Source organism: Mesorhizobium sp. USDA 4775 (genome assembly GCF_054062655.1).
The window spans coordinates 420,745-446,011 of record NZ_JBSSFM010000002.1 but is presented as its reverse complement, the minus strand read 5'-3'; the positions used below and the strand labels follow the sequence as shown (position 1 = coordinate 446,011).

General features: G+C 60.5%; 19 protein-coding genes and 5 pseudogenes. 15 read left to right on the top strand and 9 right to left on the bottom strand.

All coding sequences use genetic code 11. The features are described 5' to 3' along the window. Positions 1-94: 94 nt before the first annotated feature. The 3 genes from nifH to pdxR form a co-directional block, all read right to left on the bottom strand. Positions 95-988 carry a nitrogenase iron protein gene (nifH, locus tag ACVILI_RS34125; RefSeq protein ID WP_038654982.1) on the bottom strand — a complete coding sequence of 298 codons (894 nt, stop codon included), beginning with the start codon at positions 986-988 and terminating at the stop codon, positions 95-97. A gap of 674 nt (positions 989-1,662) precedes the next feature. Further along, positions 1,663-2,643, bottom strand: coding sequence for an IS5 family transposase (locus tag ACVILI_RS34120; RefSeq protein WP_457102752.1), 981 nt, complete (start codon positions 2,641-2,643; stop codon positions 1,663-1,665). Positions 2,644-2,776: 133 nt separating this feature from the next. Further along, positions 2,777-4,306 carry a MocR-like pyridoxine biosynthesis transcription factor PdxR gene (pdxR, locus tag ACVILI_RS34115; protein WP_240565214.1) on the bottom strand — a complete coding sequence of 510 codons (1,530 nt, stop codon included), beginning with the start codon at positions 4,304-4,306 and terminating at the stop codon, positions 2,777-2,779. A gap of 72 nt (positions 4,307-4,378) precedes the next feature. On the opposite strand from pdxR, the gene ACVILI_RS34110 reads away from it, so the two are divergent. The 3 genes from ACVILI_RS34110 to ACVILI_RS34100 all read left to right on the top strand — a co-directional run bounded on the left by ACVILI_RS34110 (position 4,379) and on the right by ACVILI_RS34100 (position 6,581). Beyond that, positions 4,379-5,614 (top strand): trans-sulfuration enzyme family protein, encoded by a 1,236-nt coding sequence (locus ACVILI_RS34110; protein ID WP_240565208.1) that lies wholly within the window; start codon positions 4,379-4,381, stop codon positions 5,612-5,614. A 120-nt stretch (positions 5,615-5,734) separates the two neighbouring features. Next, the gene (locus ACVILI_RS34105; RefSeq protein WP_091586692.1) at positions 5,735-5,956 is read left to right on the top strand and encodes a hypothetical protein; all 222 of its coding nucleotides are present in this window, start codon (positions 5,735-5,737) and stop codon (positions 5,954-5,956) included. After that, positions 5,937-6,581: an FMN-binding negative transcriptional regulator gene (locus ACVILI_RS34100; RefSeq protein WP_091586694.1), complete on the top strand. Its 645-nt coding sequence runs from the start codon at positions 5,937-5,939 to the stop codon at positions 6,579-6,581. Before ACVILI_RS34105 ends, ACVILI_RS34100 begins: the two co-directional genes overlap by 20 nt. A 90-nt stretch (positions 6,582-6,671) precedes the next feature. Here the strand turns inward: ACVILI_RS34100 and ACVILI_RS34095 are convergent, their stop codons facing one another. Both ACVILI_RS34095 and ACVILI_RS34090 read right to left on the bottom strand, forming a co-directional pair. Continuing rightward, positions 6,672-7,052, bottom strand: a complete 381-nt coding sequence (locus ACVILI_RS34095) for a hypothetical protein (protein WP_457102819.1) — start codon at positions 7,050-7,052, stop codon at positions 6,672-6,674. Next, positions 7,049-7,444: a zinc-binding metallopeptidase family protein gene (locus ACVILI_RS34090; RefSeq protein WP_457102809.1), complete on the bottom strand. Its 396-nt coding sequence runs from the start codon at positions 7,442-7,444 to the stop codon at positions 7,049-7,051. Before ACVILI_RS34090 ends, ACVILI_RS34095 begins: the two co-directional genes overlap by 4 nt. On the opposite strand from ACVILI_RS34090, the gene ACVILI_RS34085 reads away from it, so the two are divergent. Then, positions 7,443-8,159 carry an IS6 family transposase gene (locus tag ACVILI_RS34085; RefSeq protein WP_457102790.1) on the top strand — a complete coding sequence of 239 codons (717 nt, stop codon included), beginning with the start codon at positions 7,443-7,445 and terminating at the stop codon, positions 8,157-8,159. The genes ACVILI_RS34090 and ACVILI_RS34085 overlap by 2 nt on opposite strands. A gap of 27 nt (positions 8,160-8,186) precedes the next feature. On the opposite strand, the gene istA (ACVILI_RS34080) is transcribed toward ACVILI_RS34085, so the two are convergent. Further along, positions 8,187-9,722: an IS21 family transposase gene (gene istA / locus ACVILI_RS34080; RefSeq protein WP_457102808.1), complete on the bottom strand. Its 1,536-nt coding sequence runs from the start codon at positions 9,720-9,722 to the stop codon at positions 8,187-8,189. A gap of 267 nt (positions 9,723-9,989) precedes the next feature. Here istA (ACVILI_RS34080) and ACVILI_RS34075 point away from each other — a divergent pair. Beyond that, positions 9,990-10,976, top strand: a pseudogene (locus tag ACVILI_RS34075) (IS3 family transposase); the annotation flags it as partial. Between the two features lie 6 nt (positions 10,977-10,982). Here ACVILI_RS34075 and ACVILI_RS34070 read toward each other — a convergent pair. From ACVILI_RS34070 to ACVILI_RS34060, 3 genes and pseudogenes are all read right to left on the bottom strand, one after another. After that, a complete protein-coding gene (locus ACVILI_RS34070; protein ID WP_240565466.1) occupies positions 10,983-13,076 on the bottom strand; it encodes a recombinase family protein in 2,094 nt (697 codons plus the stop codon). Further along, positions 13,066-13,266 (bottom strand): hypothetical protein, encoded by a 201-nt coding sequence (locus ACVILI_RS34065; protein WP_038654504.1) that lies wholly within the window; start codon positions 13,264-13,266, stop codon positions 13,066-13,068. Before ACVILI_RS34065 ends, ACVILI_RS34070 begins: the two co-directional genes overlap by 11 nt. A gap of 616 nt (positions 13,267-13,882) precedes the next feature. Next, a pseudogene (locus tag ACVILI_RS34060) lies at positions 13,883-14,377 on the bottom strand (IS3 family transposase); the annotation flags it as partial. A 25-nt stretch (positions 14,378-14,402) separates the two neighbouring features. On the opposite strand from ACVILI_RS34060, the pseudogene ACVILI_RS34055 reads away from it, so the two are divergent. From ACVILI_RS34055 to ACVILI_RS34010, 10 genes and pseudogenes are all read left to right on the top strand, one after another. Further along, positions 14,403-14,747: pseudogene (locus tag ACVILI_RS34055) on the top strand (transposase); the annotation flags it as partial. A 117-nt stretch (positions 14,748-14,864) separates the two neighbouring features. Then, positions 14,865-17,390 (top strand): hypothetical protein, encoded by a 2,526-nt coding sequence (locus ACVILI_RS34050; RefSeq protein ID WP_457102807.1) that lies wholly within the window; start codon positions 14,865-14,867, stop codon positions 17,388-17,390. Between the two features lie 178 nt (positions 17,391-17,568). Next, positions 17,569-19,080: an IS21 family transposase gene (gene istA / locus ACVILI_RS34045; RefSeq protein ID WP_148307437.1), complete on the top strand. Its 1,512-nt coding sequence runs from the start codon at positions 17,569-17,571 to the stop codon at positions 19,078-19,080. Between the two features lie 12 nt (positions 19,081-19,092). After that, the gene (gene istB / locus ACVILI_RS34040; protein ID WP_038646815.1) at positions 19,093-19,848 is read left to right on the top strand and encodes an IS21-like element helper ATPase IstB; all 756 of its coding nucleotides are present in this window, start codon (positions 19,093-19,095) and stop codon (positions 19,846-19,848) included. 124 nt (positions 19,849-19,972) lie between these two features. Then, positions 19,973-20,527: a Ulp1 family isopeptidase gene (locus ACVILI_RS34035; RefSeq protein WP_457102806.1), complete on the top strand. Its 555-nt coding sequence runs from the start codon at positions 19,973-19,975 to the stop codon at positions 20,525-20,527. 171 nt (positions 20,528-20,698) lie between these two features. Continuing rightward, positions 20,699-20,833 (top strand): annotated as a pseudogene (locus tag ACVILI_RS34030) (transposase); the annotation flags it as partial. Positions 20,834-20,900: 67 nt separating this feature from the next. Next, positions 20,901-21,882, top strand: a pseudogene (locus tag ACVILI_RS34025) (IS5 family transposase). Positions 21,883-22,133: 251 nt separating this feature from the next. Then, positions 22,134-23,957, top strand: a complete 1,824-nt coding sequence (glmS, locus tag ACVILI_RS34020; protein ID WP_091586648.1) for a glutamine--fructose-6-phosphate transaminase (isomerizing) — start codon at positions 22,134-22,136, stop codon at positions 23,955-23,957. A 186-nt stretch (positions 23,958-24,143) separates the two neighbouring features. Continuing rightward, positions 24,144-24,530, top strand: coding sequence for a hypothetical protein (locus ACVILI_RS34015; RefSeq protein ID WP_084791823.1), 387 nt, complete (start codon positions 24,144-24,146; stop codon positions 24,528-24,530). A gap of 333 nt (positions 24,531-24,863) precedes the next feature. Beyond that, positions 24,864-25,232: a helix-turn-helix domain-containing protein gene (locus tag ACVILI_RS34010; RefSeq protein WP_457102805.1), complete on the top strand. Its 369-nt coding sequence runs from the start codon at positions 24,864-24,866 to the stop codon at positions 25,230-25,232. Positions 25,233-25,267 lie beyond the last annotated feature (35 nt).

Genomic DNA, 25,267 nt, shown 5'->3' with positions numbered 1-25,267 from the left:
CCCCTTTAAAGGTTCGAGTGACGCCTCACCGACGAGGCGCCGTTCTTTGAAAGGCGCGTCGGCTCAAGGCCTCGCTTCGTGGCGGCAGCGGCGGTTACTGAGCGACCGCCTTTACGGCTTCCTTGGCGTGAAGCTCTGCAAGCATCTGCTCGTCGGTCTTCATGATGCCGAAGTCGAGCAGCATGTCCTCGAGCTCCTCCATGGTGATCGGGGTCGGGATGGTGCCCTGGCCAGAATTGGCATGGATCTTCTCGGCCAGCGCCCGGTATTCCCCCGCCTGCTTCGAATCCGGCGCATACTGGATCACAGACATCTTCCTCAGTTCGGCGTGCTGGACGATGTTGTCGCGCGGCACGAAGTGGATGAGCTTGGAATTGAGCCTGGAAGCCAGCGCTTCTGCGAGGTCAAGCTCGCGGTCGGTTTGGCGCTCGTTGCAGATCAGGCCGCCGAGCCGCACGCCGCCCGAATGGGCATATTTGAGGATGCCCTTGGCGATGTTGTTGGCGGCATAGAGCGCCATCATCTCGCCGGACATGACAATGTAGATTTCCTGCGCCTTGCCCTCGCGGATCGGCATCGCGAAGCCGCCGCACACCACGTCCCCGAGCACGTCGTAGGAGACATAGTCGACATCGTCATAGGCGCCGTTCTCCTCGAGGAAGTTGATCGAGGTGATGACGCCGCGGCCGGCGCAGCCGACACCCGGCTCGGGGCCGCCCGATTCCACGCATTTGATGCCTTTATAGCCAACCTTGAGCACGTCCTGGAGTTCGAGGTCTTCGACCGAACCTTCCTGTGCGGCGAGATGCAGGACCGTATCCTGCGCTTTCGAGTTCAGGATCAGGCGGGTGGAGTCGGCTTTCGGATCGCAGCCGACGATGAGGATCCTCTGCCCGAGGTCGACAAGGGCGGCGAGCGTATTTTGGGAGGTGGTGGACTTGCCGATGCCGCCCTTGCCGTAAAAGGCGATCTGACGCAGACCTGACATTATAGATTTCCTTCCTTTTTCCATCGGTCGCGGCTGCCCGCGACATAAATGCCGAGGGCAGCTCTCGCCGCCTCGCAACGAAGGGTCTCAAGATTCGTGCCAACTTTTCCGATGCATAGCCAACGGGACCTTCCTTTTTCTTTTCAGCTAGTTAGCTTGGGCTCTAACAAGTGCTCGTGCCAGATAAATGATTGTCGGAACACGTCGTGTAGCGGACCCGACAATGCCCGACACAAAGCGTCAGCTTCGAGCCGCTACCAGAAGTTGAGCCTTTAAGTCAGAGTCGATTTTTGGCTGCCTAAGGCTGCGGGCATAGCGACTGGCTTGCGTCGTTCCCGCCGCGGGACAATCAGACGTCCGTGCTCGGAGCTGCTTTGCGCATCGCTGGTTCGAGACGGACCGGCGAAGTCGGCATGGACGGCGTTGTTGCGTGGATCACCCGGCGACTGATATTGAGCGGTGGTTTTCAGTCTCCTGATCCGGATTTCGACGATGCCGCACAAGTTCAATGCCGATCGGCGGGACAAGATTGCCAAGCAGAAATATCGAGTGACGAATTGGCCGGCATATAATGAAAGCCTGCGTCAACGTGGTGATTTGACCATCTGGGTGAAGGATGAAGCCCTGTTGCATGGATCAGACTTTGGACGAGGCAACCCTATCCACTGCATTTTTCATGCAACGCGCTCGAACTTGGGCCGGCCAAGTTCTGTCATCCGGTTAAGAACACGGACGCCAATCTTCGCTTCAGTCTTCTGATTGTCAAAATGTCGCGCTTTGAGTTTGGGCCCGATCACAGCCTTCCATCGACCCATCTGGGTCTCAGCGCGACTGCGCTTGTTGTAGCCGGTGGATTTCTGCCATGCCATCCGCCCTTTGGTCTGGATTTCTGCAATATGGCGATCGCGGACAGATGGAACCAGCACCGATTGAGGGCTGGCAACGGCAGTCTTGGGAGGTGGGATAATGACCTCCACGATCTCACCAAAGCGTGTCGCCAGAAGATCTCGGGTTGGCGTTCCATCATAGGCGCCGTCGGCAATGAACTTCTCGACGGGGCCACCGATCTGGTCCAGAAGTCCTGGTAACGCTGTCGGATCGCCGACATCATCCACGGTCAGATCGGAACAAACAATCTCACCACTGACAAGATTGAGACCAAGGTGCAGTTTGCGCCATCTTTTGCGTTTGCCCTTGGTTTTGTGCTTGTTTTCCAGCCACTCACCCTCGCCGAAGACCTTCAAGCCGGTGCTGTCGACAACCAGATGGACCGGACCTGATGTTGTGGCTCGGGACTTTGTCGACGGCAACGCCAGCCCTTTGCTCCGGCGAGACAGGGTGGAGAAGTCAGGCACGGCAATATCGAACCCCATCAGCGCCGCGACACTGCGCATCAAGCCTTGGGTCTGGCGTAGCGCCAGCCCGTAGACGACGCGCAGGGTCAAGCACAACGTAATCGCCAGATCCGAGTATTTCGGCTGACCACCCCGCGATGTCCGCCTCCGCGCCGTCCATAAAGACAGGGCCTCATCCTTCACCCAGATGGTCAAATCACCACGTTGACGCAGGCTTTCATTATATGCCGGCCAATTCGTCACTCGATATTTCTGCTTGGCAATCTTGTCCCGCCGATCGGCATTGAACTTGTGCGGCATCGTCGAAATCCGGATCAGGAGACTGAAAACCACCGCTCAATATCAGTCGCCGGGTGATCCACGCAACAACGCCCAGTTTTGCCGAGTTTTGCTAATCCAGTGGACGATACCGTGTTGGACTCGGCGGCGCCGGTCAGGCAATATCGCTGTCCCTGCCGAGCTTGTTGCTCAACTGACGGGGCAAGCCCTTGCTCAAACGTCGGACAACCCCGGCCAGGAGGCGGACGCCGTTCTCGATCTGCCTCATGGCCAAGGCCGAATAACCCATCACCAATCCGATCCGGTCGCAACGATCATCCATTTCACGCGCATAGAGCGGCGATATCGGATGGACGCCCACGCCGGCCCGCCGCGCCTCCTCAATCAAAACGTCTTCCAGCGGCCGAGCGAGATCCTTGAACCAGACGACGACATGCAGCCCGGCGTCGGCGCCCTCGATGACGATGCGATCTGCGAAGGCGCGCCGAAGGGCGGCGAGCAAGGTTCCTCGTCGCTCGCTGTTGAGACGGCGGACGCGGCGAACATGGCTTTCATATCCGCCGCTCTCGATGAGCGAGGCCAAGGCCTCCTGCTCGGCAACCGGCGAATGCCTGTCCAGAAGCTGCTTAGCCGTGGCAAAGACGTCTTGCAATTCCGACGGAACCACGAGGTAGCCGATGCGCAGCATCGGCGACAGCGTCTTGGAGATCGTGCCGAGATAGATGACGGAACTGCGGTCTTCCAGCTTGTGCAGCGGAGGAACCGGACGAATGTCATAGCGGTATTCGCCATCGTAATCGTCTTCGATCACATAGGCGTCGTTGCGCCGGGACCATTCGAGGAGCTGATGCCGCCGCGAGATCGGAAGGACGCCGCCGAGCGGGAACTGATGCGACGGCGTCACATAGGCAAGCCGCGCCGTGATCCCCTCAAGCAGTTCCGTCTTCATGCCGTCGCTATCGACGGAGACAGAGACAGGCGTCGCCCCTGTACTGGCAAACACCTGGCGCGCCATTCTATAGCAGGGGTCCTCGATGACGAAGCTGTCTGAAGGATCAAGCAGCAAGCGCGCGCACATGTCGAGGCCCTGCTGCGAGCCGCTTACGACCAGGATCTGCTCGATCTCGCAACTTAGTGTTCGAGCGCGCCACAAATATCCCTGCAGAGCCTGGCGCAAGCGAGGCGACCCGCGTGGATCTTCATAGGCCAGCCTTCCTGGGCGTTGCGACATCGCGGCGTTCATCGCCCGCTTCCAGATCAGCGCCGGGAAATCAGATGGTGCGAGGTCGCCATAACGGAAATCGACCTTCAAGTGGGTGGGCAGGTAATCGGACCATGGCGGGCTGCCATGCAGTCGCTCGCCATAGCTGGAAAGATGGATCGGGCCAGACCGTTTTGGAACCGTGCTGCTGGCTTCGCGACGGACCGAAGCGGCGACGCGAGGCCGTGCGCCTTGGGTAACCTCGATGAAGCCTTCCGCAAGCAGCTGCTCGTAGGCGACGGTGACCGTCGTTCGCGAAACGCCGAGGTCATTTGCGAGGCCGCGAGACGACGGCAGCTGACTGCCGGTCTCATAGACACCGGTCAGGATCTGCTCGCGAAGAGCTTCGTAGATCTGGCGCCCGCCCACACCCTGCGTGCGACCTGCCGACACGGCACGAGTAGGCTGGACCATTTGTTTCATCGTCAACTGGACGTTACATCCAAGCCAGTTTGGCGGCAATGTTCTTAAAACCAAAAGGATTTCAAAACATCGATGCCGCGCACCACAGATCAATCCGAAACCGCTACGCCGACGCCGTCCCCTCACGACGCCGATTTCGCATTCGCGACCCGGGCCATCCATCATGGCTATGATCCAGCCGGCTTTTCCAACGCCGTCCAGCCGCCCGTGTTTCTTACCTCCACCTACGGGTTCGAAAGTGTGGCTGCAAACGAGGCAGCCGCAGCACTGGGCGGAAGACTCTACGCACGCGAATACAATCCGACGACCGAAATCCTCGAAAAACGGCTCGCCAATCTCGAAGGAGCCGAAGCGGGGCTGGTCGTCGCCTCGGGAATGGCTGCTTTCGGCACGCTGATCCTGTCGCTGCTGTCGCAAGGCGACGAACTCATCGTCCACCAGACGCTTTATGCCAACACACTCGCCATGGTCGAACAGGCGGTGCCCCGGTTTGGCATCAAGGTCGTCGCGGTGGATCTATCCGTACCCAGCAATCTCAAGGGCGCCATAACTGACAGGACCAGGCTTGTCTTCTTCGAGACGCCGGTCAACCCGCTGAGCCGCATCCTCGACATCGCGGCCATAGCCGAACAGGCCCATGCGCGCGGCGTGAAGGTCGCGGTCGACAGCACCTTTGCCTCGCCCGCGCTACAGCGTCCCCTGGAACACGGGGCCGATATAGTGATCCACTCGCTGACCAAGTATATCAATGGCCACGGAGATGCTTTGGGCGGGGCAATCCTGGGCGATGCGAAAACGCTTCACACCCTGCACGAAACGGGCTTGCGCTATATCACCGGCGCAGCGCTTTCGCCGCTGTCGGCGTTCCTGATTTTGCGCGGCCTGAAAACGCTTCCCCTGCGGATGGAACGTCACAGCACCTCCGCCCTTGCGGTAGCGAAGTCGCTCGAGTCACACCCGGCCGTGGCCTGGGTGAGTTATCCGTTTCTCGACTCTCATCCCGATCTGGTGCTCGCGCGCAGACAGATGTCGCAGGGCTCGGGCATGTTAGCTTTTGGCCTCCACACCGGGTTCGAGGGCGCGCGCGCGATGATGGACCGGCTCAAGCTGATCACCCGAGCGGTCAGCCTCGGTGACGCTGACAGCCTTGTTTATCACCCTGCAAGCCTCACCCGTGCGCGCAAATCAATTCGCACGGATGCGCATTTGGCCGATGGTGTCGGCGAGGACCTCATGCGCCTGTCGGTCGGGCTCGAAGACGCAGCCGACCTGATTGCGGATCTGCAGCAGGCGCTGGCCGCGGATTGATGCCGAGCGCCACGAACAAGACGATGGGACCTTAACGATGGGACCTTATGAAAATTCAGGACCGCCCATCAGGGCGACCACGCGAAAGCGCGCCGGATCGACGCGGCGCTGGCCCCGCTGATGGAACTCCTCAAGGCATATCGGAGCTTTGGCGTGGTCTATGCACTCGCTGAATTGCTCGACATCTGCCGCGCCAAGCCCTCGCGTCCAGTCATGCTGCTTTCTACCGCGGTGAAGCACCAGATGGCCGACGCACTGGTACGTCTGCGATCAGCGAGCGTGCCGCAAGTCGTGAACTTTGAAATCATCGAAAGGAACAACCATGTATGTCCCGCCGCCTAACGAAGAGCCCAACCGTGAGGTTCTTTTTGATCTGATCCAAAACACCGCACTTGGCGTGTTGATCACCCATGGATCGGGTGGGCTGGACGCCAATCACATCCCCTTCGAACTCGACAGTTCGGCAGGACAATTCGGCGTGCTTCGATGTCACGTCGCGCGCAGCAACCCGGTCTGGCAGGACGTGGCGACCGGCGATGAGGTTCTCGTCGTGTTCCGGGCCGCCGATGCTTACATTTCTCCGCAGTGGTATCCGAGCAAGCACGAGTTCCACAAGCAGGTGCCGACTTGGAACTACCTCGTCGCACATGCACATGGACGCATCACCGTTCACGACGATGAGCGCTTTGTGCGTCGGAACGTGGCGAAACTGACCCACCGGCATGAATCAACCCAGCCCGTCCCATGGAAGATGGGGGATGCGCCAAGAGACTTTATTGATACCTTGGTCAAGGAAATCGTCGGGCTGGAGATCGAGATTACGCGTCTGGTCGGCAAAGCGAAGTTGAGCCAGACGAAGGAGCCGCGCGACATTCGCAATGTCGGCGAAGTGCTTGTCGCGCAGGGCGACATGGGTGTCGGTCCGGCGATGCTGGGGGCCGCAGCCCGCAAGTCCGAACAGAGTTAAAGCCCCCGAGCCGCCAGGTCGCAGCGTATTTCTGTAGCTGCTTCACGGCTGGCGCCGAGACACCAGATAGCCGAGCCAAAGGCGGCTTGCTCACGCAGGCGCAGACCACGCTCTACTGCTCTGGCATGCAGCAAGGGTTCGACTCTTGATTCGGCCAGACCAGACCGGGCGTTGTTGCCGAAACTGACGGCAAGCCGTATGCCAGGATAGCTGTGACCCCGTCAGTACCGCCGGCCCCATTGGGTGGTATGAACACGAGGGCCACAGGCCTGACCAACGGAAGAACTTGGGATGTGGGCCGTCGGTCGATGGTTGCATGATGATAGCCGGCGTTGCAGCTAGACAGGGGGGCGAGGCAACCAGCTCCTTGGCGGTATCAAGCAACACATTGGCCCCTGCGATCAGCTGATTTTCCAAAGTGTGTTCTCGGGGATTGTGGCTGATGCCACCGGCGCTCGGCACGAAGATCATACGCGTGGGAGCGATCGCGGCCAGCATCTGCGCGTCATGCCCGGCACCGACGTCATGCGCCGCACCGTGCATCCTCGTGCGTTCGCCATCCTTTCAATCAGCCGCACCATTCCATCATCGAAGCGCACAGGGTTGGTGCCGGCAAGCTTGGTTTCGGTTATCGAAAAGCTGCCTTCGTCGCGCATATCATCCAGGAAAGCCGCCAGCCTGTTTTCCGCGTCGACCAGCCGTTCGAGGTCGGGACTGCGCATGTCAACAGTCAGGTCAGCTTCTCCCGGCACGACATTGATGGCGTTCGGCCCAAGGGTGAGGCTACCGACGGTGGCGACGAGATGCGGACGGCACCGTAAAGTTAACCCGACGGCTGATGAAGATGTGCGAACATGGGCCATGTCAGAAGTTGCTCGTGATCCGCTTTATCGTCGCCACCGCTTTCCCGCCGAGATCATTGCGCACGCGGTATGGCTCTACTTTCGCTTTCCGCTCAGCCTGCGCATGGTTGAGGACATGTTGGCGGCCCGCGGCATCATCGTCACGCATCAGACCATTCGAAGCTGGGCGGAGAAATTCGGGCGGCATTTCGCCCGGGAGATCAAGCGACGGTCAGCCGGCTGCCTGGGCGACAAATGGCATCTCGACGAATGTGTGGTGGCCATCAATGGCAAGGAGCAGTGGCTCTGGCGTGCCGTCGATCAGGACGGCTTCGTCCTCGAAGTGCTGGTGCAAAGCCGCCGAAATGCCAAGGCGGCAAAGCGTCTGATGCGCAAGTTGCTGAAGGCTCAAGGGCGGACACCACGGGTCATGATCACCGACAAGCTCCGGTCCTATGATGCCGCCAGGCGCGACCTCATGCCCGGTGTCGAACACCGGTCGCACAAAGGCCTCAATAATCGAGCGGAAAATTCGCACCAGCCGACCCGACGACGCGAAAGGACCATGAAACGCTTCAAGTCGGCACGCCAGCTTCAGCGGTTCGTTTCCATCCATGATCCGATTGCCAACCTGTTCCACTTTCCCCGCAATACGCTGTCATCGGCTCAACATCGAGACCTGCGTAACGCCGCCATGCAAATCTGGAACAAAATCGCGTGTCTCGCCGCAGCGTGACAGCCGTCCCGGCCAGCTATCGCTGCATCAATCCGCTGATAACTTTACAGTGCCCGCGTCTCCCGTCAGGCTGGCGCCGAGCAGGGCTTCATAGGCATTGAGCGGCGCAAGGCGCACGACGACATTCGGCAGCCGGGAGGGATCGGGGGCGAAGCGTTCCCGCAAGGCGGCCATGTCGGGCAATCGGCGCGCCTGCAGCGCGGCATCCAGTTGGTCGGCCAGTTCGCTCTCGCAGGCGCGCTCGTGAGCCATGGCGAGAAGATCCACCATGATGCGGCAGGCCTGCCGCTCCGGCAGCCGCTCCATGAGCATGTCGAAGGTGTGCCGATACGCCTCGCGCGGAAAGAGCTGGTCGCGATAGACCAGGTTCAACAGCGCCATCGGCTTGCGACGCAGCGAATGGATGACATGCCGGTAATTGACGACCTGATCGTGTTTGCCCGATGGAGAGGCACGTCCGCGCGGCAGCGTCACGAGAAGGGTGCCGCCGATGAAGATGTCCAGTCGATCGTCGAAAAGGCGCACCCTGAGCCGGTGGCCGATCAGGCGCGAGGGCACGGTGTAGAACACCTTGCGCAGCGTGAAGCCGCCCGATGAGGTGACGCGCACGGTGACCTCCTCGTAGTCGGATGTGCGCCGGACGGGCAGTTCCTGGAGCTCGGCGCGCTCGATGTCGATGCGCTTGGAATTGCGGGCGTTCATGCGGCTGACGATCTCGTCGACGAAGCGGCGGTAGCAGACCAGATCGCCGAAATCGCTCGATCCTCTCATCAGAGCCGCGTCGTCGATCGCCCGCTTGAGATGGCCGTGCGGGCCTTCGATGGAGCCGTTCTCATGCGCGATGCCGCGATTGTTGCGGGAAGGGGTCATGCCGTAGTGGCCGCACAGTTCGTCGTAGCGGCGCGTCAGGTCCGCCCGGGCGTCCTTGTCCAGGTTGCGGAATGCCGGCGAGAGGCTGTCGCTGCGATGCTCGCGGGGAGCCCCGCCGAGCGACCACAGCGCGTTCTGCAGGCCTTCCGCCAGGGCGACGAAGCTCTCGCCGCCGAGCACGACATGAGCGTGCTCGAAGCCGGAATAGGCGAGCCGGAAATGATAGAGCCGGTGGTCGAGCGGCTGGCCGGCGATCGTGATGCCGGCTTTACCCATGTCGGTGAAATCCGACAGGCCGAGGCGGCCGGCCTCATGCACCTGTCGGAAGATGACCTCCTGCTCCACGCCGTGGACGGCGCGCCAGGAGCGGACGCGCCGCTCCAGCGTGCGGCGAACGCCGTTGCCCAGATCGGGGTGGCGGCGCAGCATCTCCTCGAAGATAGCTATCGCGCGAATGCCGGGCGCGGCTTGCAGCATCGGCACGACCTCGGTCTGAAAAATATCGGCAAGCGGGTCGGCACGGCGTCGTTCCCGCGGCGCCTTCTTCTGCGAGGGCAGCCTCGAATCCTTCTCGATGCGATAGGCCGTGGCCGTGCTGATCGACGCCTTTGCCGCCGCGACGGCTGTCGAATTGGTCTGACGGAACTTCATGTAGAGCCTCATCTGGTGATCGGTTACGTGGCGGCCGGGCACAAAGTGATTCCTCCAAATCGGAAAAACCACCGGCATACCCGGTCGACCGCGATCACCAGACAAACGCCCCCAAAAAGGCAGCGGCGCTGGCGGGTTGAAACTCCAGTCGGGCTACGCCCTCCCTGCGATCCAACCCGCCAGCATTCTCATCTTGATTGACGCAACGCTCGCACCTTCATTGTCGCGCCGCACGCCGACCGCGAACAGAAGCAAAGAACCTGCATCGAACGTGACGCCTTGACTGGAGGACACCGAATATAGAAGCAGATCATCGGAATTTTGAAGGAACATGAGGCCGGGGTATCGGTTGCCGATCTGTGCCGCAAGCACGGGGTCAGCGATGCTTCGATCTACAACTGGAAGGCCCGCTTCGGCGGGATGGATGTCTCCGAGGCTCGGCGATTGAAGGCGCCGGAGGACGAGAACACGCGGCTGAAGCGGCTTCTGGCCGACGCCATGCTCGACAATGCCGCGCTGAAGGATCTCGTGGGAAAGAAGTGGTGACGCCCGCGGCCAAGCGGAAAGCTGTCGCTCGCCTGAAGGAAGGCTTCGGGATGAGCGAACGGCGGGCGTGTAAAGCCATCGGCTGTTGCCGCATGACGCTTCGCTACGAGACCAGCAGGCCGGACGACCGCGAGGTTCGCGAGCGGATGAAGGCGATCGCGCAGAAGCGTCGCCGGTTCGGCTACCGGCGTCTTCTCGTGATGCTGAGGCGGGAGGGCCTGGTCGTGAACCACAAGAAGCTGTTTCGGCTCTATCGGGAGGAGAAGCTCGCCGTTCGCCGCCGTGGCGGCCGCAAGCGGGCGATCGGGACCAGGGCGCCAATGCTGGTGCCGCTGAGGCCCGACGAGCGCTGGTCGCTTGACTTCGTATCGGACCAGCTCACCGACGGGCGCCGCTTCCGCATCCTGGCCGTCGTCGACGACTGCACGAGAGAGTGCCTTGGCACTCATCGTTGATACGTCTCTCTCGGGCATGCGGGTTGCCCGCGAATTGGACCGGCTCATCACCGAGCGCGGCCGGCCGAGGATGATCGTCAGCGACAATGGCAGCGAGTTCACCTCGAACGCCATCCTCGCCTGGGCGGATCAGAACCGCGTCGAATGGCATTACATTGCGCCCGGCAAGCCGATGCAGAATGGCTTCATCGAGAGCTTCAACGGCCGACTGCGCGATGAACTGCTCAACGAGACGCTGTTTACCTCGCTGGCTCAGGCGCGCGTAGCCATCGCCCTGTGGCGCGCCGACTACAATCCTGTTTCATAACACCCATCTGTCTATGTTGTTGAATGGAATAGGCTTTGCTGATCTGGATGCGATCCTGCGGGGTATTTGGGGTTCTGTCGCGCGCGATGAACGATCTGCAGGGCATGCGGCGTTGCGAGTTCTGACCGGCTGAAGATCCACGGACCATCCGGCAGGGGATGAACGCCTTCGATCTCGCCTGTCTCGGCGGCGAGCCTGAGGGTCTTCGGGGCAACGCCGAGAAGGCGTGCGGCCTTGTTCAGGTTGAGCCACGGTTCGTTGCCCTCCGGCGCCGGCCGGAAGACCGGAATCTTGTGATGCGACCGGTGCGCGCGCCGTGACCCGTTCGCGCGTCCAGCGATTGCCATGCCCGGTCACCAGGCTGTTGCGGTTGAGAATGCCGGCAATCTGATCGTCGCTGGCGATCAGTACCAGTTGCCGCATGGCGGCGATGATGTCGGCGGAGGTGCTGGTGCGTTGTCCGCGGCGCCGCTTCGGCAAGCGCAGTTCAGTGTGAACCCCGCCGATCCAGTGGATCAGCAGCACGATCTCGGAGGCTTCATCATCAATATCGGCGATCACCTCCTGAATGACGGTACGCGCGATGCGCTTCTTGAGCCGCGCATCTGTCGTCGGTGCCGCCCAGACGCTGTGGAGGTTCGCGGCCAGCGCGCCAAGGTCCATCGTCAACACAGGCGACGGCTTCGCCCTTGCGGTATCATGTGTGGCGATCTTGCCCTCGATCTCGCCGACATGTGCGAGGGCACGGTTCCACCGCATCTCCAGTTCGGCAGCGACCAGCCGGTTCTCGGGGTCGGCCGCGTCATATTGCCGGAAAGCCCGGTCGGCGGCGTAGCGTGCAGCCTCCAGATCGCGACTGAGAGCGTCCCGAACCTGGTCGCGGCGATTGGCTGCCTGCGCTTCGGCCTCGGCGGCAGCCGCGACCGCGCCGGGCTCGACGACCCGCAGAAGGGCCTCTTCAATAGCGTCATCGACGCGAAGTCCGCCGAAGGCGATGCAGCGCGGTTCGCCATTGTCCAGCAGGCCCCGCCAGCAGGAATAGCGCGGGATGTTGTGCTTGATACCCGTGTATCGCACCGTGAGCTTGCGGCCGCAGCGGCGGCACCGGACAAGCCCGGCGAGCAATGCATCGCCATGCTTCGGTGCTCCGTGATGCCGGCCCGTTGGCACGTTGTCGCTCACCATTGTGCGGATTGCCTCCGCTCGTTCCCAACTGACGTAACCTTCATGGCTGCCCGGGATCAGAGCCAGCCATTCCTCCCGGGCTTGGCGACGAACGCCCGGCCGAGGGGCTGTCGATCCAAATCCCGGCGCGGCACGAGTCCTACCATAGGCATAGGCGCCGCCGTAGATCGGGTTCTCGATCATCCGGTGGATCGTGGCATAGCTGGGTCTGCGCCAGATGACATCGCCGTTGTTGCGCCTGGTGGGCAAATCCAGGCCATGCTCGAGGAACCACATCAAGGCCTGACGGGCGCTGCCGAGCGCGGCGACCTTGTCGAACACAAGGATGATCGCCTCTTGCACGCGGCGGTCGGGATCCTTCTCGAGCCGATCCCCGACCTTTACGAAGCCGACAGGTGCCGCGACCACGAGTTCGCCACGGCGTGCCTTCTCGTAGCGGGCCGAGAGCGACCGCTGGCGCAAGAGATCGAGTTCGTACTCGTTGAGGCTTCCCTTTAACCCCAGCAGCAGCCGGTCGTTGCCTTGGCGCGGCGCATAGACCGTCTCCTGGTCGACCAGCACGGTGTCGACGACGCGGCACATCTCGATGAGCTGCTGCCAGTCGCGGCTGTTGCGGGCAAACCGCGACACTTCCCGCGCCGCGACCGCACCGACTTTGCCGAGACAGACTTCCGCGACCATTCGGTCGAAACCGACGCGTGCGACGCCGCCGGCGGCGGACCGGCCGAGATCGTCATCGACCGTCTCGACGCGAGACCACCCAAGCGCCGTCAGGCGATCGCGCATCGCATATTGAAGCGTGCTGCTCTCGCGGTTGTGCAGGACCTGATGGGCCGACGACTGCCGCACGTACAGTATCGCCTTGCGCTCAAGATGGTGCGGCCTGATCTTCTCATGCATCATGATCCGCGCCCTCCTGTCGCCCGGCGCGATCGCCGCCGACGTGGTCGAGGATCAGACGCACCATCAGCTTCGTCACTGACCGACGCGTCTCGACAGGCAGCGCCTGCCATCGCGGCGCCTCCATCATCGTGTCGGTGTCGTTCAACCTGGAGAACAGATCGAACTGGTAAGTCGTGGGCTTGCGCGGCATGGACCTCTCCCCGATTCGAGTCGTGAGAGTCCGATGCTGCGCCGATCCTCTGAGATTGCGACGGCACGCCTGTGTCACGCAGAAACTCAGCCAAGGCGACAAGCACGGCAAGATCGACCTGCGCGGCAGCCGTGATGCGCCAGCTCATGCTAGCCGATCGGTCGAACATCCACGCCGGAACCTCCAGCCACCGGTCCGGCGCTTGGCCGGAAAGGCTGCAGCGGAAAACCGTCACATCACCCTTCTTGATCACTTCATGGGTATGGACCTGCAGCCCGGCCCACGGATGCCACGGGTAGCAAAGCTCGCGTTCAATCCCAGTCCCGTGGGTGTTAAGTCGTCGAGTTGTATAACGAGTTCCGGCCACACAGAGCGATCGGCAACAAGGTGCCGATTTCGCTGATGAACGGCTCATCGGCACCCCCGCCGAGCTGAGCTTTACCCCGGAAAATCCAGCTCCCGCTGGCCCAAAATCGGGGAGCACTTCAACCCACGCCGGAAACGAACTCAAAACTGGATAAAAACTGGAGGCAACGTCACCCTCTCAAAGAGCCGCGCCCTGGCTCGGTTTGTTTGGACAGGAATTCCCGATTTATAAGTGGAACACTGCCTCTGATTAGGCCGCCTCGGGAAGCGGTATCGGGGTGAAGTAGGCCTCATCTGGCGCTCTGCCGTCAAGGCTGGAATGCGGGCGTCCCCGATTGTAGAAATCGAGATATTTTCCGATCGACGCTCGCCCTTCGCGAACGCTGTCATAGGCCTTGAGATAGACCTCCTCATATTTCACCGACCGCCAGAGACGCTCGACGAAGACGTTGTCGCGCCAGGCGCCCTTGCCATCCATGCTGATCCTGATCTCCCGGTCGAGGAGGACCTTGGTGAAGTCATGGCTGGTGAACTGGCTGCCCTGATCGGAGTTGAAGATCTCGGGCTTGCCGTATGTCGCCAGCGCCTCCTCGAGGGCTTCAATGCAAAAGGCCGCATCCATGGTGATCGACAGCCGCCAGCTCAGTACCTTGCGCGTGAACCAGTCGACGACAGCAACCAGGTAGCAGAAGCCGCGGGCCATCGGGATATAGGTCAGGTCCGTCGCCCAGACCTGGTTGGGCCGCTTCGCGGCCACGGCGGGACATTCAAAAAAGTCCGCGCACGCACTGGAGCAGGATCGCCCCGACGTCCTGAAGCGGCGCCGGGAATGGTTCGACGGCCAGCTCGATCTCGATCCGGCGAAGCTCGTGTTCATCGACGAGACCGGCCTCTCCACAAAGATGGCTCGCCTGCGTGGAAGAGCGCCGCGCGGCGAGCGCTGCCGGGCCGGCGTGCCGCATGGCCACTGGAAGACCACGACCTTCACCGGAGCGCTGCGGCTGACGGGCATGACAGCGCCCTTCGTCTACGACGGCGCTATGAACGGCAACGTATTCGTGGCTGGTCTTCTGCGCCGAACCCTACAGATAGCCTCAACGCGCCTATCGCAAAATCAAGAACGCAACATGCAGACTTCTTTAAAGGCGCGTCAGCTTCTCGAAAGGTACCCCTAGTAGGTTCGCACGATGCCGCCTTCGCAGATTTGCGAACGGGCTGCCCCGGAGGCGAACATGGACAGATTTAGCAATGTCGACCCATCCAGACGGCATCCTGTCTCGAACAACACCACGGCGCAAAAGCAGACGAAGCAAGAGACGGCAGCATTTGAGAAGCACTGGCGCGACCTGCCACAGGTCGATGTCGCAAACGTCCACCCAGGCCAGGCCGTTGATGTCTCTCAACACGAGCGCATTGGGACGAGGACGTCGCGCTTAATGAAAGGCAATTCGCGCTCGCCCTTAGAGGGAGCGGCCCCCTTGCGCGAAGGAACTTTCGGTGAGGACCGGCCTTTGGGTAGAGCTGCAGATTGGGACGTTGAGCATAACGGACCTAGGAAGAGGCAGAGGATACTAGACAATCCGCGAGAGGTCGCCGTTCAGAACCTGCTGAGCGAAATTGGCAATTCAGGCGCTCGCGGGCTGATGCAGGCCGCCACCTCGCTCCCACCCGCGTTCGACGAAGCGCAGATGGGACGGGGCCGAATCAACAACCCTGATGCGCCGAAGAAAGATCTTGGCGACTTCAAGCGTCCTGCCGATCAGACCCAAAAATCAACACTGGTTACTGTCGGCGGCGACAAGCGTGGTCTTTATTCGAACGATGCGTCGCTTATCGGGGTGCTGGACTCAGCCCTCCGCAAGGGCAATGTCATGGAGACCACCATCAAGCTCAATGTAAATCCTCTTTTGAACTTCGCTCGTTGGCTCGTTGCCAACGGAAAGCCGGGCTTTGCTACCCGCCTGGACGAGGCGTCGCTGAAACACGATTTCAAGCAGTACGAGGCATCGGGTGGTCCGTCGCTCGAAGCGCCGCTGCGTCATCTCAAGACTGCGGAGGCCGGCGGTGTGCCAATCTTAGGTCGCTCTGTTCGCAATCCCTATTTCCCGAACGAACCGCTCATCAAACTGCACAAAGCAACTCCGTCTGCAACGTTGGCTATCGTAGGTCGCGACAAGCGTGCTCTTTATTCCAAAGATGCGTCGCTTATCGAGGTATTGGAGTCAGCCCTCCGCAAGGGCAATGTCACGGAGACCACCGTCAAGCTCAATGTAAATCCTCTTTTGAACTTCGCTCGTTGGCTCGTTGCCAACGGAAAGCAGGGCTTTGCTAGCCGCATGGGCGAAACGTCGCTGACGCGCGATTTCAAGCAGTACGAGGGATCGGGTGGTCCGTCGCTCGAAGCGCCGATGCGTTATCTCAAGACTGCGGAGGCCGGCGGCGTGCCAATCGGAGGTCGCTCTGTCCGCAACCCCTATTTCCAGGACCGGGAGCTTATCCACCTGTACAGTGCAACCCCGTTAGTGAAAAGCACCGATGCGGGTAAAGCAATGAGGTACAAACATGCCCTTGCGCGTTTTAGTGATTACCTACAGAAAAACGGCAAGATGAGCATTGCCGCCCGGCTTAACCACAAGACCCTGGATGATGATGTCAAGCTCTATCCCGGTGATTGCTCAACGATCCACGCGGCGCTGGAACATCTGCGGAATTCGGGCGCCAGACAATCTGGGAGCCATAATGCCCCTGGCTCTCATCCGGAAGAGGAGATGGCAACGCCGGTCTTAGAAGCTACCAAACCAGCGCCCTCTGCGAGGGCTAATTCAGTCAACTTCGGCGGTGTTCAGTCTTTTGTTGATCTCAGGGCACCCAACCCGTCCGACTTGGGTGACGATGCTCACTTTGCGCCAGGGCCGCCGCCCGGTACGAGGGCTCGTTCAGGCACCTTCGGTGGTCTTCAGTCTTTTGTTGATCTGAATGCGCCCACACCGTCCGACTTGCGCGACGATGCTCACTTTGCGCCAGGGCCGCCGCCCGGTGCGAGGGCTCGTTCAGGCACCTTCGGTGGTCTTCAGTCTTTTGTTGATCTGAATGCGCCCACACCGTCCGACTTGCGCGACGATGCTCACTTTGCGCCAGGGCCGCCGCCCGGTACGAGGGCTCGTTCAGGCACCTTCGGTGGTCTTCAGTCTTTTGTTGATCTGAATGCGCCCACACCGTCCGACTTGCGCGACGATGCTCACTTTGCGCCAGGGCCGCCGCCCGGTACGAGGGCTCGTTCAGGCACCTTCGGTGGTCTTCAGTCTTTTGTTGATCTGAATGCGCCCACGCCGTCCGACTTGCGCGACGATGCTCATTCCGCACCGGTGCGTCCGCGCAAGCAGACGCTCGGCGACACGGAGCGGCAAACGATGATGCAAGGAACAGAGGCCGCCGCCGTCTTCGGGCCGGGAGGCCCCGGTGACGGTCCGCTCATGCATCGCGGTCGACTTTCGCCGATGGGTGAAGCTGCGCCAGCGACGCGGGCCAAGATTCGCCAACCCGCATCGCCAGTAACCACCAGGCCGGGAGACACCTACCGCGGCCTTCCAGTGGTTGATTTGACTACGTCCACGACCACCTCCTCCGATACTCAGCTCGGGGCGTCGGGTCCGAGAGCCTCATCCAATGTCGCGAAGGGATTGGTGCTCGGGCCCGACCAGTGGCTCGCCGACGAGCACATACTGAGGGATTACAATTTGCTGCGGATTCCGACGTGAAGCCGGCCGCCATTCCGATCAAACACCGGCCACCATTCCGGTATGAAGCCGGCCACCATTCCAACCAAAGACCGGCCGGTTTTCGGCACTGAAGATTACCTCCTGGGTCAGCAACTTTGGCATCAATTACCTCGCGATGAACGAGGACATTTTGATGCCGGCAAAGAGAAGGCTGACCATGAGACAGTTGAGACAAATGCTTCGGCTTGCCGGAAGCGGGACCAGCTCCCGCGAGATTGCGGTCGTGCTGGGAATAGCACGCAGTACGGTGCAGGATAATCTGCGGCGCGCAGCGGCAATCGGGTTGAGCTGGCCCCTGCCAGGCGAGCTGACCGATGACGCGCTTGAGAACAAACTCTTCGCTCGCAATGGCGTCAAGCAGGGCACGCGGCGGCGCACAGAGCCGAACTGGGCCCATCTTGCCGTCGAGCTCAAGAAGCCGGGCGTCACGCTCCTCATCTTGTGGGAGGAGTATCGAGGAAGTCATCCCGACGGATATGGCTACAGCCGGTTCTGCGAGCTCTTTCGCAGCTTCGAACAGCGGCTTTCGCCGACGATGCGCCAGGAACACGCCGCCGGCGACAAGGTCTTCGTCGACTATTCCGGCAAGAAGATCCCGATCGTTGATCGAGACACCGGCGAGATCCGTGAGGCGGAGATCTTCGTGGCAGTGCTGGGTGCGTCCAGCTTGACCTATGCCGAAGCGACCTGGACCCAGACACTGCCGGATTGGATTGGTTCACACGTCAGGATGTTTCGTTTCTTTGATGGCGTTCCCCGCCTGATCGTCCCCGACAATCTGAAGTCGGGCGTCAGCCGCGCCAGCTTCTACGATCCCGAGATCAATCGCAGCTACGGCATGATGGCATCCCATTATGGCGTCGGCGTTCTTCCGGCACGGCCGCGACGGCCGAAGGACAAATCGAAAGTCGAGAACGGCGTGCGTTTCGCCCAGTCATGCATTCTGGGGCGGCTGCGCAACCAGACCTTCTTCTCGCTGGCCGAGGCCAATGCCGCAATTCGCCAGGCACTCAATCGCATCAATGATCACGTCATGCGTCGGCTGGGCGTCAGTCGCCGGCAACTGTTTGAGAGCGTCGAGCGTGCTGCGCTGGCAAGCCTTCCGAGCGAAGACTACGAATTCGCCGAGTGGCGTTTGGCCCGCGTCTCGACGGATTACCACGTCGAGTTCAAGACCTTCTTCTATTCCGTACCGCACAACCTCATTCGTCAGCAAGTCGATCTGAGGGCAACGGCACGCACCATCGAGATCTTCCACCGCGGCAAGCGCATTGCCGTCCATCAGCGCCGCTATGGCGGCCCTCGTCATGGGACGGATCCGGATCATATGCCCAGCTCCCACCGGCGATATGCCGAGTGGACGCCGGATCGTTTCCGTCGCTGGGCCGCATCCGTCGGGCCCGAGACGGAAGGCTTGGTTGTCGCAATCCTCGCCAGCCGCCCACATCCTGAACAAGGCTTTCGAACATGCCTGGGTGTCCTTCGCCTGTTTCGCGATGTCACACGCGATCGCGCCGAAGCCGTCTCAGCCCGCGCTGTCGAGATCGGTGGGCTGAACTGCAAGAGCATCGCCTCGCTCATCGCCAATCACAAGGCCGCAAGGCATTCCACCGAACCGACCGCCATCGTCGATCACGCCAATCTGCGTGGCCCTGATTACTTCCATTGAGGAGACATACCAATGCTCATCCATCCGACCATCAACATGCTGCGCGAACTCGGCCTTCATGGCATGGCCACTGCCTTCCAGGAACTCGACGCACAATCCGAAGCACGCGGCCTCGAGCATGGCGAATGGCTTGCCATGCTGCTCGAGCGCGAGGCTACCATGCGCCGCCAGAAGCGTTTCGAAGCCCGCGCCAGAGCTGCAAAACTTCGCCATGACGCACAGATCGAGAATGCCGACTTTCGTGCCGCACGCGGTCTTGATCGCAATCTGTTCATGGCGCTCGCCGGCTGCGACTGGATCAGAAAGCATCACAGTCTTCTCATCACCGGGCCGGCCGGCGTCGGCAAGAGCTGGCTGGCCTGTGCGCTTGGCCACAAAGCTTGCCGAGAGGATTTCTCCGTCGCCTATCACCGCGTTCCCCGGCTGTTTGCAACGCTTGCCCTCGCGAGAGGCGACGGACGTTATGGCCGGATCCTCAAGCAACTCGCCAAAACCGACCTTCTCATTCTCGATGACTGGGGACCGGAAAAACTCAATGATGACCAGCGGCGTGATGTGCTTGAGATCATTGAAGACCGCTACGAACGCCGATCGACAATCGTCACCAGTCAGCTGCCCCTGGATCGCTGGTACGAGATCATTGCAAACCCAACCCTGGCCGATGCCATCCTGGACCGCCTCGTTCACAACGCCTATCGCATCGATCTCACCGGTGAAAGCATGCGAAAACAGCGCTCGCCGAGAGCGTCCGAAACAGCGCACGCTTGACCTGAAACGAAACCCAATCCAAACATCAACGAGACCCAGGATCAGTCCGAAAAATGGCCGGCTTCAAATCGGAACACCGGCCGGAATGAAATCGGAATGACTGGCCGGCTTCAAATCGGAATCGATGGCCGGCTTCGTCGGAATACGCAATTTGCTTCACGAGCAGCTGCAGGCGCTCGATCCGATGCTCGCCGCGCGGACGCTGCTGGTGGATCCGTCGGTATCCCATCTACTGCGTCATCGCGAGCTGCAATACGCGCGAGACATATTGCAGTCCATCTATAATCGAAATGCCGGCCCAGCCGACTTCGTGTTCGTGCCAGTGAACAACGGCACTCTTACCCGCGAAGGCAGTCATTGGTCACTGCTGCTGGTTGATCGCCGCAATCCAGAAATGCCGGTCGCCTATCATTACGACTCCCTCCAGCGAGCGGGCCACAACAACGCGCCTGCAAAACGGCTCGCGAGAGTGCTGAACGCCACCTCGGAGCCAGCTCCCATGGCCCAACAGCTGAACAATCATGATTGCGGCGTCTTTGTCTTGGACGGCACGTGGGAGCTGGTTCGACAATTGTTGGACGGGCAGCGGCCGGACCACGGGCCCCTACCCCTGGACGACCTCGTCGCCGACCGGCCGGCGCTGCAAGACCGCCTAAGGAGACGCTTGCCACACGAGTAGCAGCTGCGGCAGCCGCTGGATTATAAACTCGCGCCCCAATGATGGCGTTCGAGCCAGGGGAATTCCGGCAGCTGTTGGATAAGAAGCATGCCTCATCGACGCCGGAAACTAGGCTCAGGACCTATTAATTCCGTTTGAGATGTGATTCACGGTCGCCAATTGGAGGCCGTGATGGGTGATTTGTTTCTGTTGAGCGAGCGCCAGATGGCGCGGATATCGCCGTTCTTCCCGCTGTCGCACGGAGTTCCCCGGGTAGATGACCGGCGGGTGGTGAGCGGCATCATCTACGTGATCCGCAACGGCGTTGTTGCGTGGATCACCCGGCGACTGATATTGAGCGGTGGTTTTCAGTCTCCTGATCCGGATTTCGACGATGCCGCACAAGTTCAATGCCGATCGGCGGGACAAGATTGCCAAGCAGAAATATCAAGTGACGAATTGGCCGGCATATAATGAAAGCCTGCGTCAACGTAGTGATTTGACCATCTGGGTGAGGGATGAGGCCCTGTCTTTATGGACGGCGCGGAGGCGGACATCGCGGGGTGGTCAGCCGAAATACTCGGATCTGGCGATTACGTTGTGCTTGACCCTGCGCGTCGTCTACGGGCTGGCGCTACGCCAGACCCAAGGCTTGATGCGCAGTGTCGCGGCGCTGATGGGATTCGATATTGCCGTGCCTGACTTCTCCACCCTGTCTCGCCGGAGCAAAGGGCTGGCGTTGCCGTCGACAAAGTCCCGAGCCACAACATCAGGTCTGGTCCATCTGGGTTGTCGACAGCACCGGCTTGAAGGTCTTCGGCGAGGGCGAGTGGCTGGAAAACAAGCACAAAACCAAGGGCAAACGCAAAAGATGGCGCAAACTGCACCTTGGTCTCAATCTTGTCAGTGGTGAGATTGTTTGTTCCGATCTGACCGTGGATGATGTCGGCGATCCGACAGCGTTACCAGGACTTCTGGACCAGATCGGTGGCCCCGTCGAGAAGTTCATTGCCGACGGCGCCTATGATGGAACGCCAACCCGAGATCTTCTGGCGACACGCTTTGGTGAGATCGTGGAGGTCATTATCCCACCTCCCAAGACTGCCGTTGCCAGCCCTCAATCGGTGCTGGTTCCATCTGTCCGCGATCGCCATATTGCAGAAATCCAGACCAAAGGGCGGATGGCATGGCAGAAATCCACCGGCTACAACAAGCGCAGTCGCGCTGAGACCCAGATGGGTCGATGGAAGGCTGTGATCGGGCCCAAACTCAAAGCGCGACATTTTGACAATCAGAAGACTGAAGCGAAGATTGGCGTCCGTGTTCTTAACCGGATGACAGAAATTGGCCGGCCCAAGTTCGAGCGCGTTGCATGAAAAATGCAGTGGATAGGGTTGCCTCGTCCAAAGTCTGATCCATGCAACAGGGCTCTCAGCCTCCAACCCGATCAGGAGCTGTCAAACGCGGCTTCGTTTATCCAAAGAGTGGATGGCAGGTATGCCTACAATCGATTTTACCAATATTACAGGTTCCTACTAAAGATCCTGAATGAAAGCGGGCCGGGTGGGTATCCGTCTTCGGGATTACTGCGTTGGGGTGAAACTGCCGGAAGAATACGGAGACAAACATGTGCGGGATTGTTGGCATCGTTGGGCAACAGCCGGTGTCGGACCGGTTGGTCGACGCGTTGAAGCGTCTGGAATATCGCGGCTATGATTCGGCCGGCGTTGCGACGATCGTCGAGGGCGCCTTGCACCGCCGGCGCGCCGAGGGCAAGCTCGTCAATCTGGAAACGAGACTGAAGGACGAGCCGCTGGGCGGCAACATCGGAATCGGCCACACGCGTTGGGCAACCCATGGAGCATCAACCGAACGCAATGCACACCCGCACTTTACCGACGGTGTCGCCGTCGTCCATAACGGCATCATCGAGAATTTCACCGAGCTGAAGGACGAATTGACGGCGGCGGGAGCCGAGTTCCAGACCGACACCGACACCGAGGTCGTCGCGCATCTCTTGGCACGACACCGCCGGGAAGGCATGAGGCGGCGAGAAGCAATGGCTGCCATGCTGAAACGCCTCAGGGGTGCCTACGCGCTTGCTATCATCTTTGAGGATGATCCGTCGACCATCATGGCAGCGCGCAACGGACCACCGCTGGCGATCGGTCATGGCGACGGCGAGATGTTCCTGGGCTCCGACGCGATCGCGCTTGCTCCCTTCACCAATGAAATTACCTATCTCATCGACGGTGACTGGGCCGTTATCGGCAAGACGGGCGCCCATATCTTCGATTTCGACGGTCAGCCTGTCGAGCGTCCGCGCCAGACCTCCACGGCCGCGGCCGCTCTGGCCGACAAGGGCAACCATCGCCACTTCATGGAGAAGGAAATTTACGAGCAGCCCGAGGTCATCTTCCATGCGCTCGGCCACCATATCAACATCATAGAGAATCGCGCCGACATGGTTTCTGGCATCGATTTCGCCAGGATCCCGAGCTTGGCGATCTCTGCCTGCGGCACCGCCTATCTCGCCGGACTGGTCGGAAAATACTGGTTCGAGCGCTATGCGCGCCTGACGGTCGAAATCGACGTTGCGTCCGAATTCCGTTACCGCGAGATCCCGTTGTCGCCGCAGTCGGCGGCTCTTTTCATTTCGCAGTCTGGTGAAACCGCCGATACGCTCGCATCGCTGAGGTACTGCAAGGACCTTGGGCTGAAAGTTGGCGCCATCGTCAATACCTGCGAATCGACCATCGCTCGGGAGGCCGACGCGGTCTTCCCGATCCTTGCCGGACCGGAGATCGGCGTCGCTTCCACCAAGGCTTTCACCTGCCAGCTTGCCGTTCTTGCGGCACTTGCCATCGGCGCCGCCAGGGCCCGCCGAACCGTAACCGAAGACGAGGCGCAGGCGCTTGTTAGCAGCCTCGCCGAAGTCCCACGCGTCATGGGCCAGGTACTCGACAGCATCCAGCCGGAAATCGAGCTCCTGTCGCGCGAATTGTCAAAGCTTCGTCACGTCCTGTATCTCGGCCGTGGCACCAGTTTCCCGCTGGCGATGGAAGGTGCGCTGAAGCTCAAGGAGATTTCCTACATCCACGCCGAGGGCTATGCGGCAGGTGAATTGAAGCACGGTCCAATCGCACTGATAGACGAGAACATGCCAGTGATCGTCATCGCGCCGCATGATCGCTTTTTCGACAAGACCGCCTCCAACATGCAGGAAGTGGCTGCCCGTGGAGGGCGGATTATCCTGATCACGGATGAAAGAGGAGCAACCGCATCGAAACTCGACACCATGCACACGATCGTGCTCCCGGTCGTCGACGAGATTATCGCGCCAATGATCTTCTCGCTGCCGATACAGCTTCTTGCCTACCATACGGCGCTCTTCATGGGCACAGATGTCGACCAGCCGCGCAATCTGGCAAAATCGGTCACTGTCGAATGATTGTAACGCTTTTGCAGGTGGCGATGCTGCTCCTTTTCGAAAGCGCCAACACCTTAACGTGCCTTTTAATGATGGGGCCGAATCCTGTTTAGACTGCCGACGTCGAATCGGAACGATGGCCGGCATTTCGGAGTTCGCAGCAGGTCATCGCCCGAAAGCGGATTGAACCATAGGAGGACCGAGCCAATGCTTACTCAAACCTACCCTAGTGATTTCGCGCCATCCGATACTCTGGGGGGACGTATTTCGTTCGCTCGCGAGGTCACCAAACTTGCAATGGCGCAGGCCGCACGCCGGCTTGGTGTCCAGACGGCATGCTGGAAAGCATGGGAATGCGACCGCGCCGCGCCGCAATCCAATCGCCTTGCGATGATGGCGGGCATCTTGGCCGTGAGTCCCTCATGGCTAGTGTCGGGAATAGGCGCCGGCCCACTGGAGCTGGTTGCGAACGATCGTGCCGCCCTCCTGCAGGAGCTGCAAATCGCCTCTGCTGATGCTGTGGCTTCGCAAAAACGTGTGCAACAAATCGTTGCGTTACTGGGGTCGGCTCCGGTAGCCGGAGACCCGCTCTAAGCGTGGTATGCAAGCGGTTGGGTCATAAAGACGTGGGGTTCTGGAGCCCAAAAGTGTGGGGACTCCTGGACGGGCAGCAAGCCGACCGACTCGCAAAAGGCGCGGGCGGCGGAGGGAGTTGGTCGAAGCTATCGGCGTCCGCGAGCCTGGGGCCAGGTGAGTTCGAGTTGCTGCTCAAGAAAGCCATCGGCGAGAATGAATCGCGTGGGATCGCAGGACGAATGCGGTACAGTCGATCAGGCAATCTCAGGGCTGGCCGCTTGTTGGAACTTGATCAGTAGCAGGTGAGCCGCCATATCCCGCCCCGGCTGGCAATTTCGAGTGGCCCATTCCATGGATGAGGCCAGTCCGGCCGAATCGACGTCCATTTTTTTGATTTGCTGGATGCGCCAGCGGGGGGGAAATCTCCCGATTTGTCAGGCGCTCCTTCTCTTCTTGGAGGTGTCTATGAAGGATTCGCGCATTCCCGAGCCAGTCTTGGCGGCTATGTCAGGCGGAACCCACATCATCCGCGCTTATCGAGAGCATCTTGGATATTCAATCGAGGACCTCGCTGTGGCGTGCGGGCTTTCCGCCGAGGAAATCCAAAACATCGAGTCGGGTCTGAGGTACAACAAGGGCTATCGGGATCGGATAGCGAGATCGCTGTCCATGCCTGTGGGAATTCTTGAGGCAGGGTCAGACATATCCGACGCCGCGTGATCGATAACCTGCAATGAGTGGATGGTCCGCGGTTC

What these genes read in the sequence shown, in the direction of transcription:
- ACVILI_RS34065 (WP_038654504.1), bottom strand. Translation starts at nt 13,266, where the DNA reads ATGCCGCGCAAGCCCACGACTTACCAGTTCGATCTGTTCTCCAGGTTG.
- istA (WP_148307437.1), top strand. Translation starts at nt 17,569, where the DNA reads ATGAGACAGTTGAGACAAATGCTTCGGCTTGCCGGAAGCGGGACCAGC.
- ACVILI_RS34010 (WP_457102805.1), top strand. Translation starts at nt 24,864, where the DNA reads ATGGATGAGGCCAGTCCGGCCGAATCGACGTCCATTTTTTTGATTTGC.
- ACVILI_RS34090 (WP_457102809.1), bottom strand. Translation starts at nt 7,444, where the DNA reads ATGGCCCATGTTCGCACATCTTCATCAGCCGTCGGGTTAACTTTACGG.
- ACVILI_RS34085 (WP_457102790.1), top strand. Translation starts at nt 7,443, where the DNA reads ATGTCAGAAGTTGCTCGTGATCCGCTTTATCGTCGCCACCGCTTTCCC.
- ACVILI_RS34105 (WP_091586692.1), top strand. Translation starts at nt 5,735, where the DNA reads ATGGAACTCCTCAAGGCATATCGGAGCTTTGGCGTGGTCTATGCACTC.
- ACVILI_RS34110 (WP_240565208.1), top strand. Translation starts at nt 4,379, where the DNA reads ATGCCGCGCACCACAGATCAATCCGAAACCGCTACGCCGACGCCGTCC.
- ACVILI_RS34095 (WP_457102819.1), bottom strand. Translation starts at nt 7,052, where the DNA reads ATGATCTTCGTGCCGAGCGCCGGTGGCATCAGCCACAATCCCCGAGAA.
- ACVILI_RS34120 (WP_457102752.1), bottom strand. Translation starts at nt 2,643, where the DNA reads ATGCCGCACAAGTTCAATGCCGATCGGCGGGACAAGATTGCCAAGCAG.
- glmS (WP_091586648.1), top strand. Translation starts at nt 22,134, where the DNA reads ATGTGCGGGATTGTTGGCATCGTTGGGCAACAGCCGGTGTCGGACCGG.
- ACVILI_RS34035 (WP_457102806.1), top strand. Translation starts at nt 19,973, where the DNA reads ATGGCCGGCTTCGTCGGAATACGCAATTTGCTTCACGAGCAGCTGCAG.
- ACVILI_RS34050 (WP_457102807.1), top strand. Translation starts at nt 14,865, where the DNA reads ATGGACAGATTTAGCAATGTCGACCCATCCAGACGGCATCCTGTCTCG.
- nifH (WP_038654982.1), bottom strand. Translation starts at nt 988, where the DNA reads ATGTCAGGTCTGCGTCAGATCGCCTTTTACGGCAAGGGCGGCATCGGC.
- ACVILI_RS34100 (WP_091586694.1), top strand. Translation starts at nt 5,937, where the DNA reads ATGTATGTCCCGCCGCCTAACGAAGAGCCCAACCGTGAGGTTCTTTTT.
- istB (WP_038646815.1), top strand. Translation starts at nt 19,093, where the DNA reads ATGCTCATCCATCCGACCATCAACATGCTGCGCGAACTCGGCCTTCAT.
- ACVILI_RS34015 (WP_084791823.1), top strand. Translation starts at nt 24,144, where the DNA reads ATGCTTACTCAAACCTACCCTAGTGATTTCGCGCCATCCGATACTCTG.
- pdxR (WP_240565214.1), bottom strand. Translation starts at nt 4,306, where the DNA reads ATGAAACAAATGGTCCAGCCTACTCGTGCCGTGTCGGCAGGTCGCACG.
- ACVILI_RS34070 (WP_240565466.1), bottom strand. Translation starts at nt 13,076, where the DNA reads ATGATGCATGAGAAGATCAGGCCGCACCATCTTGAGCGCAAGGCGATA.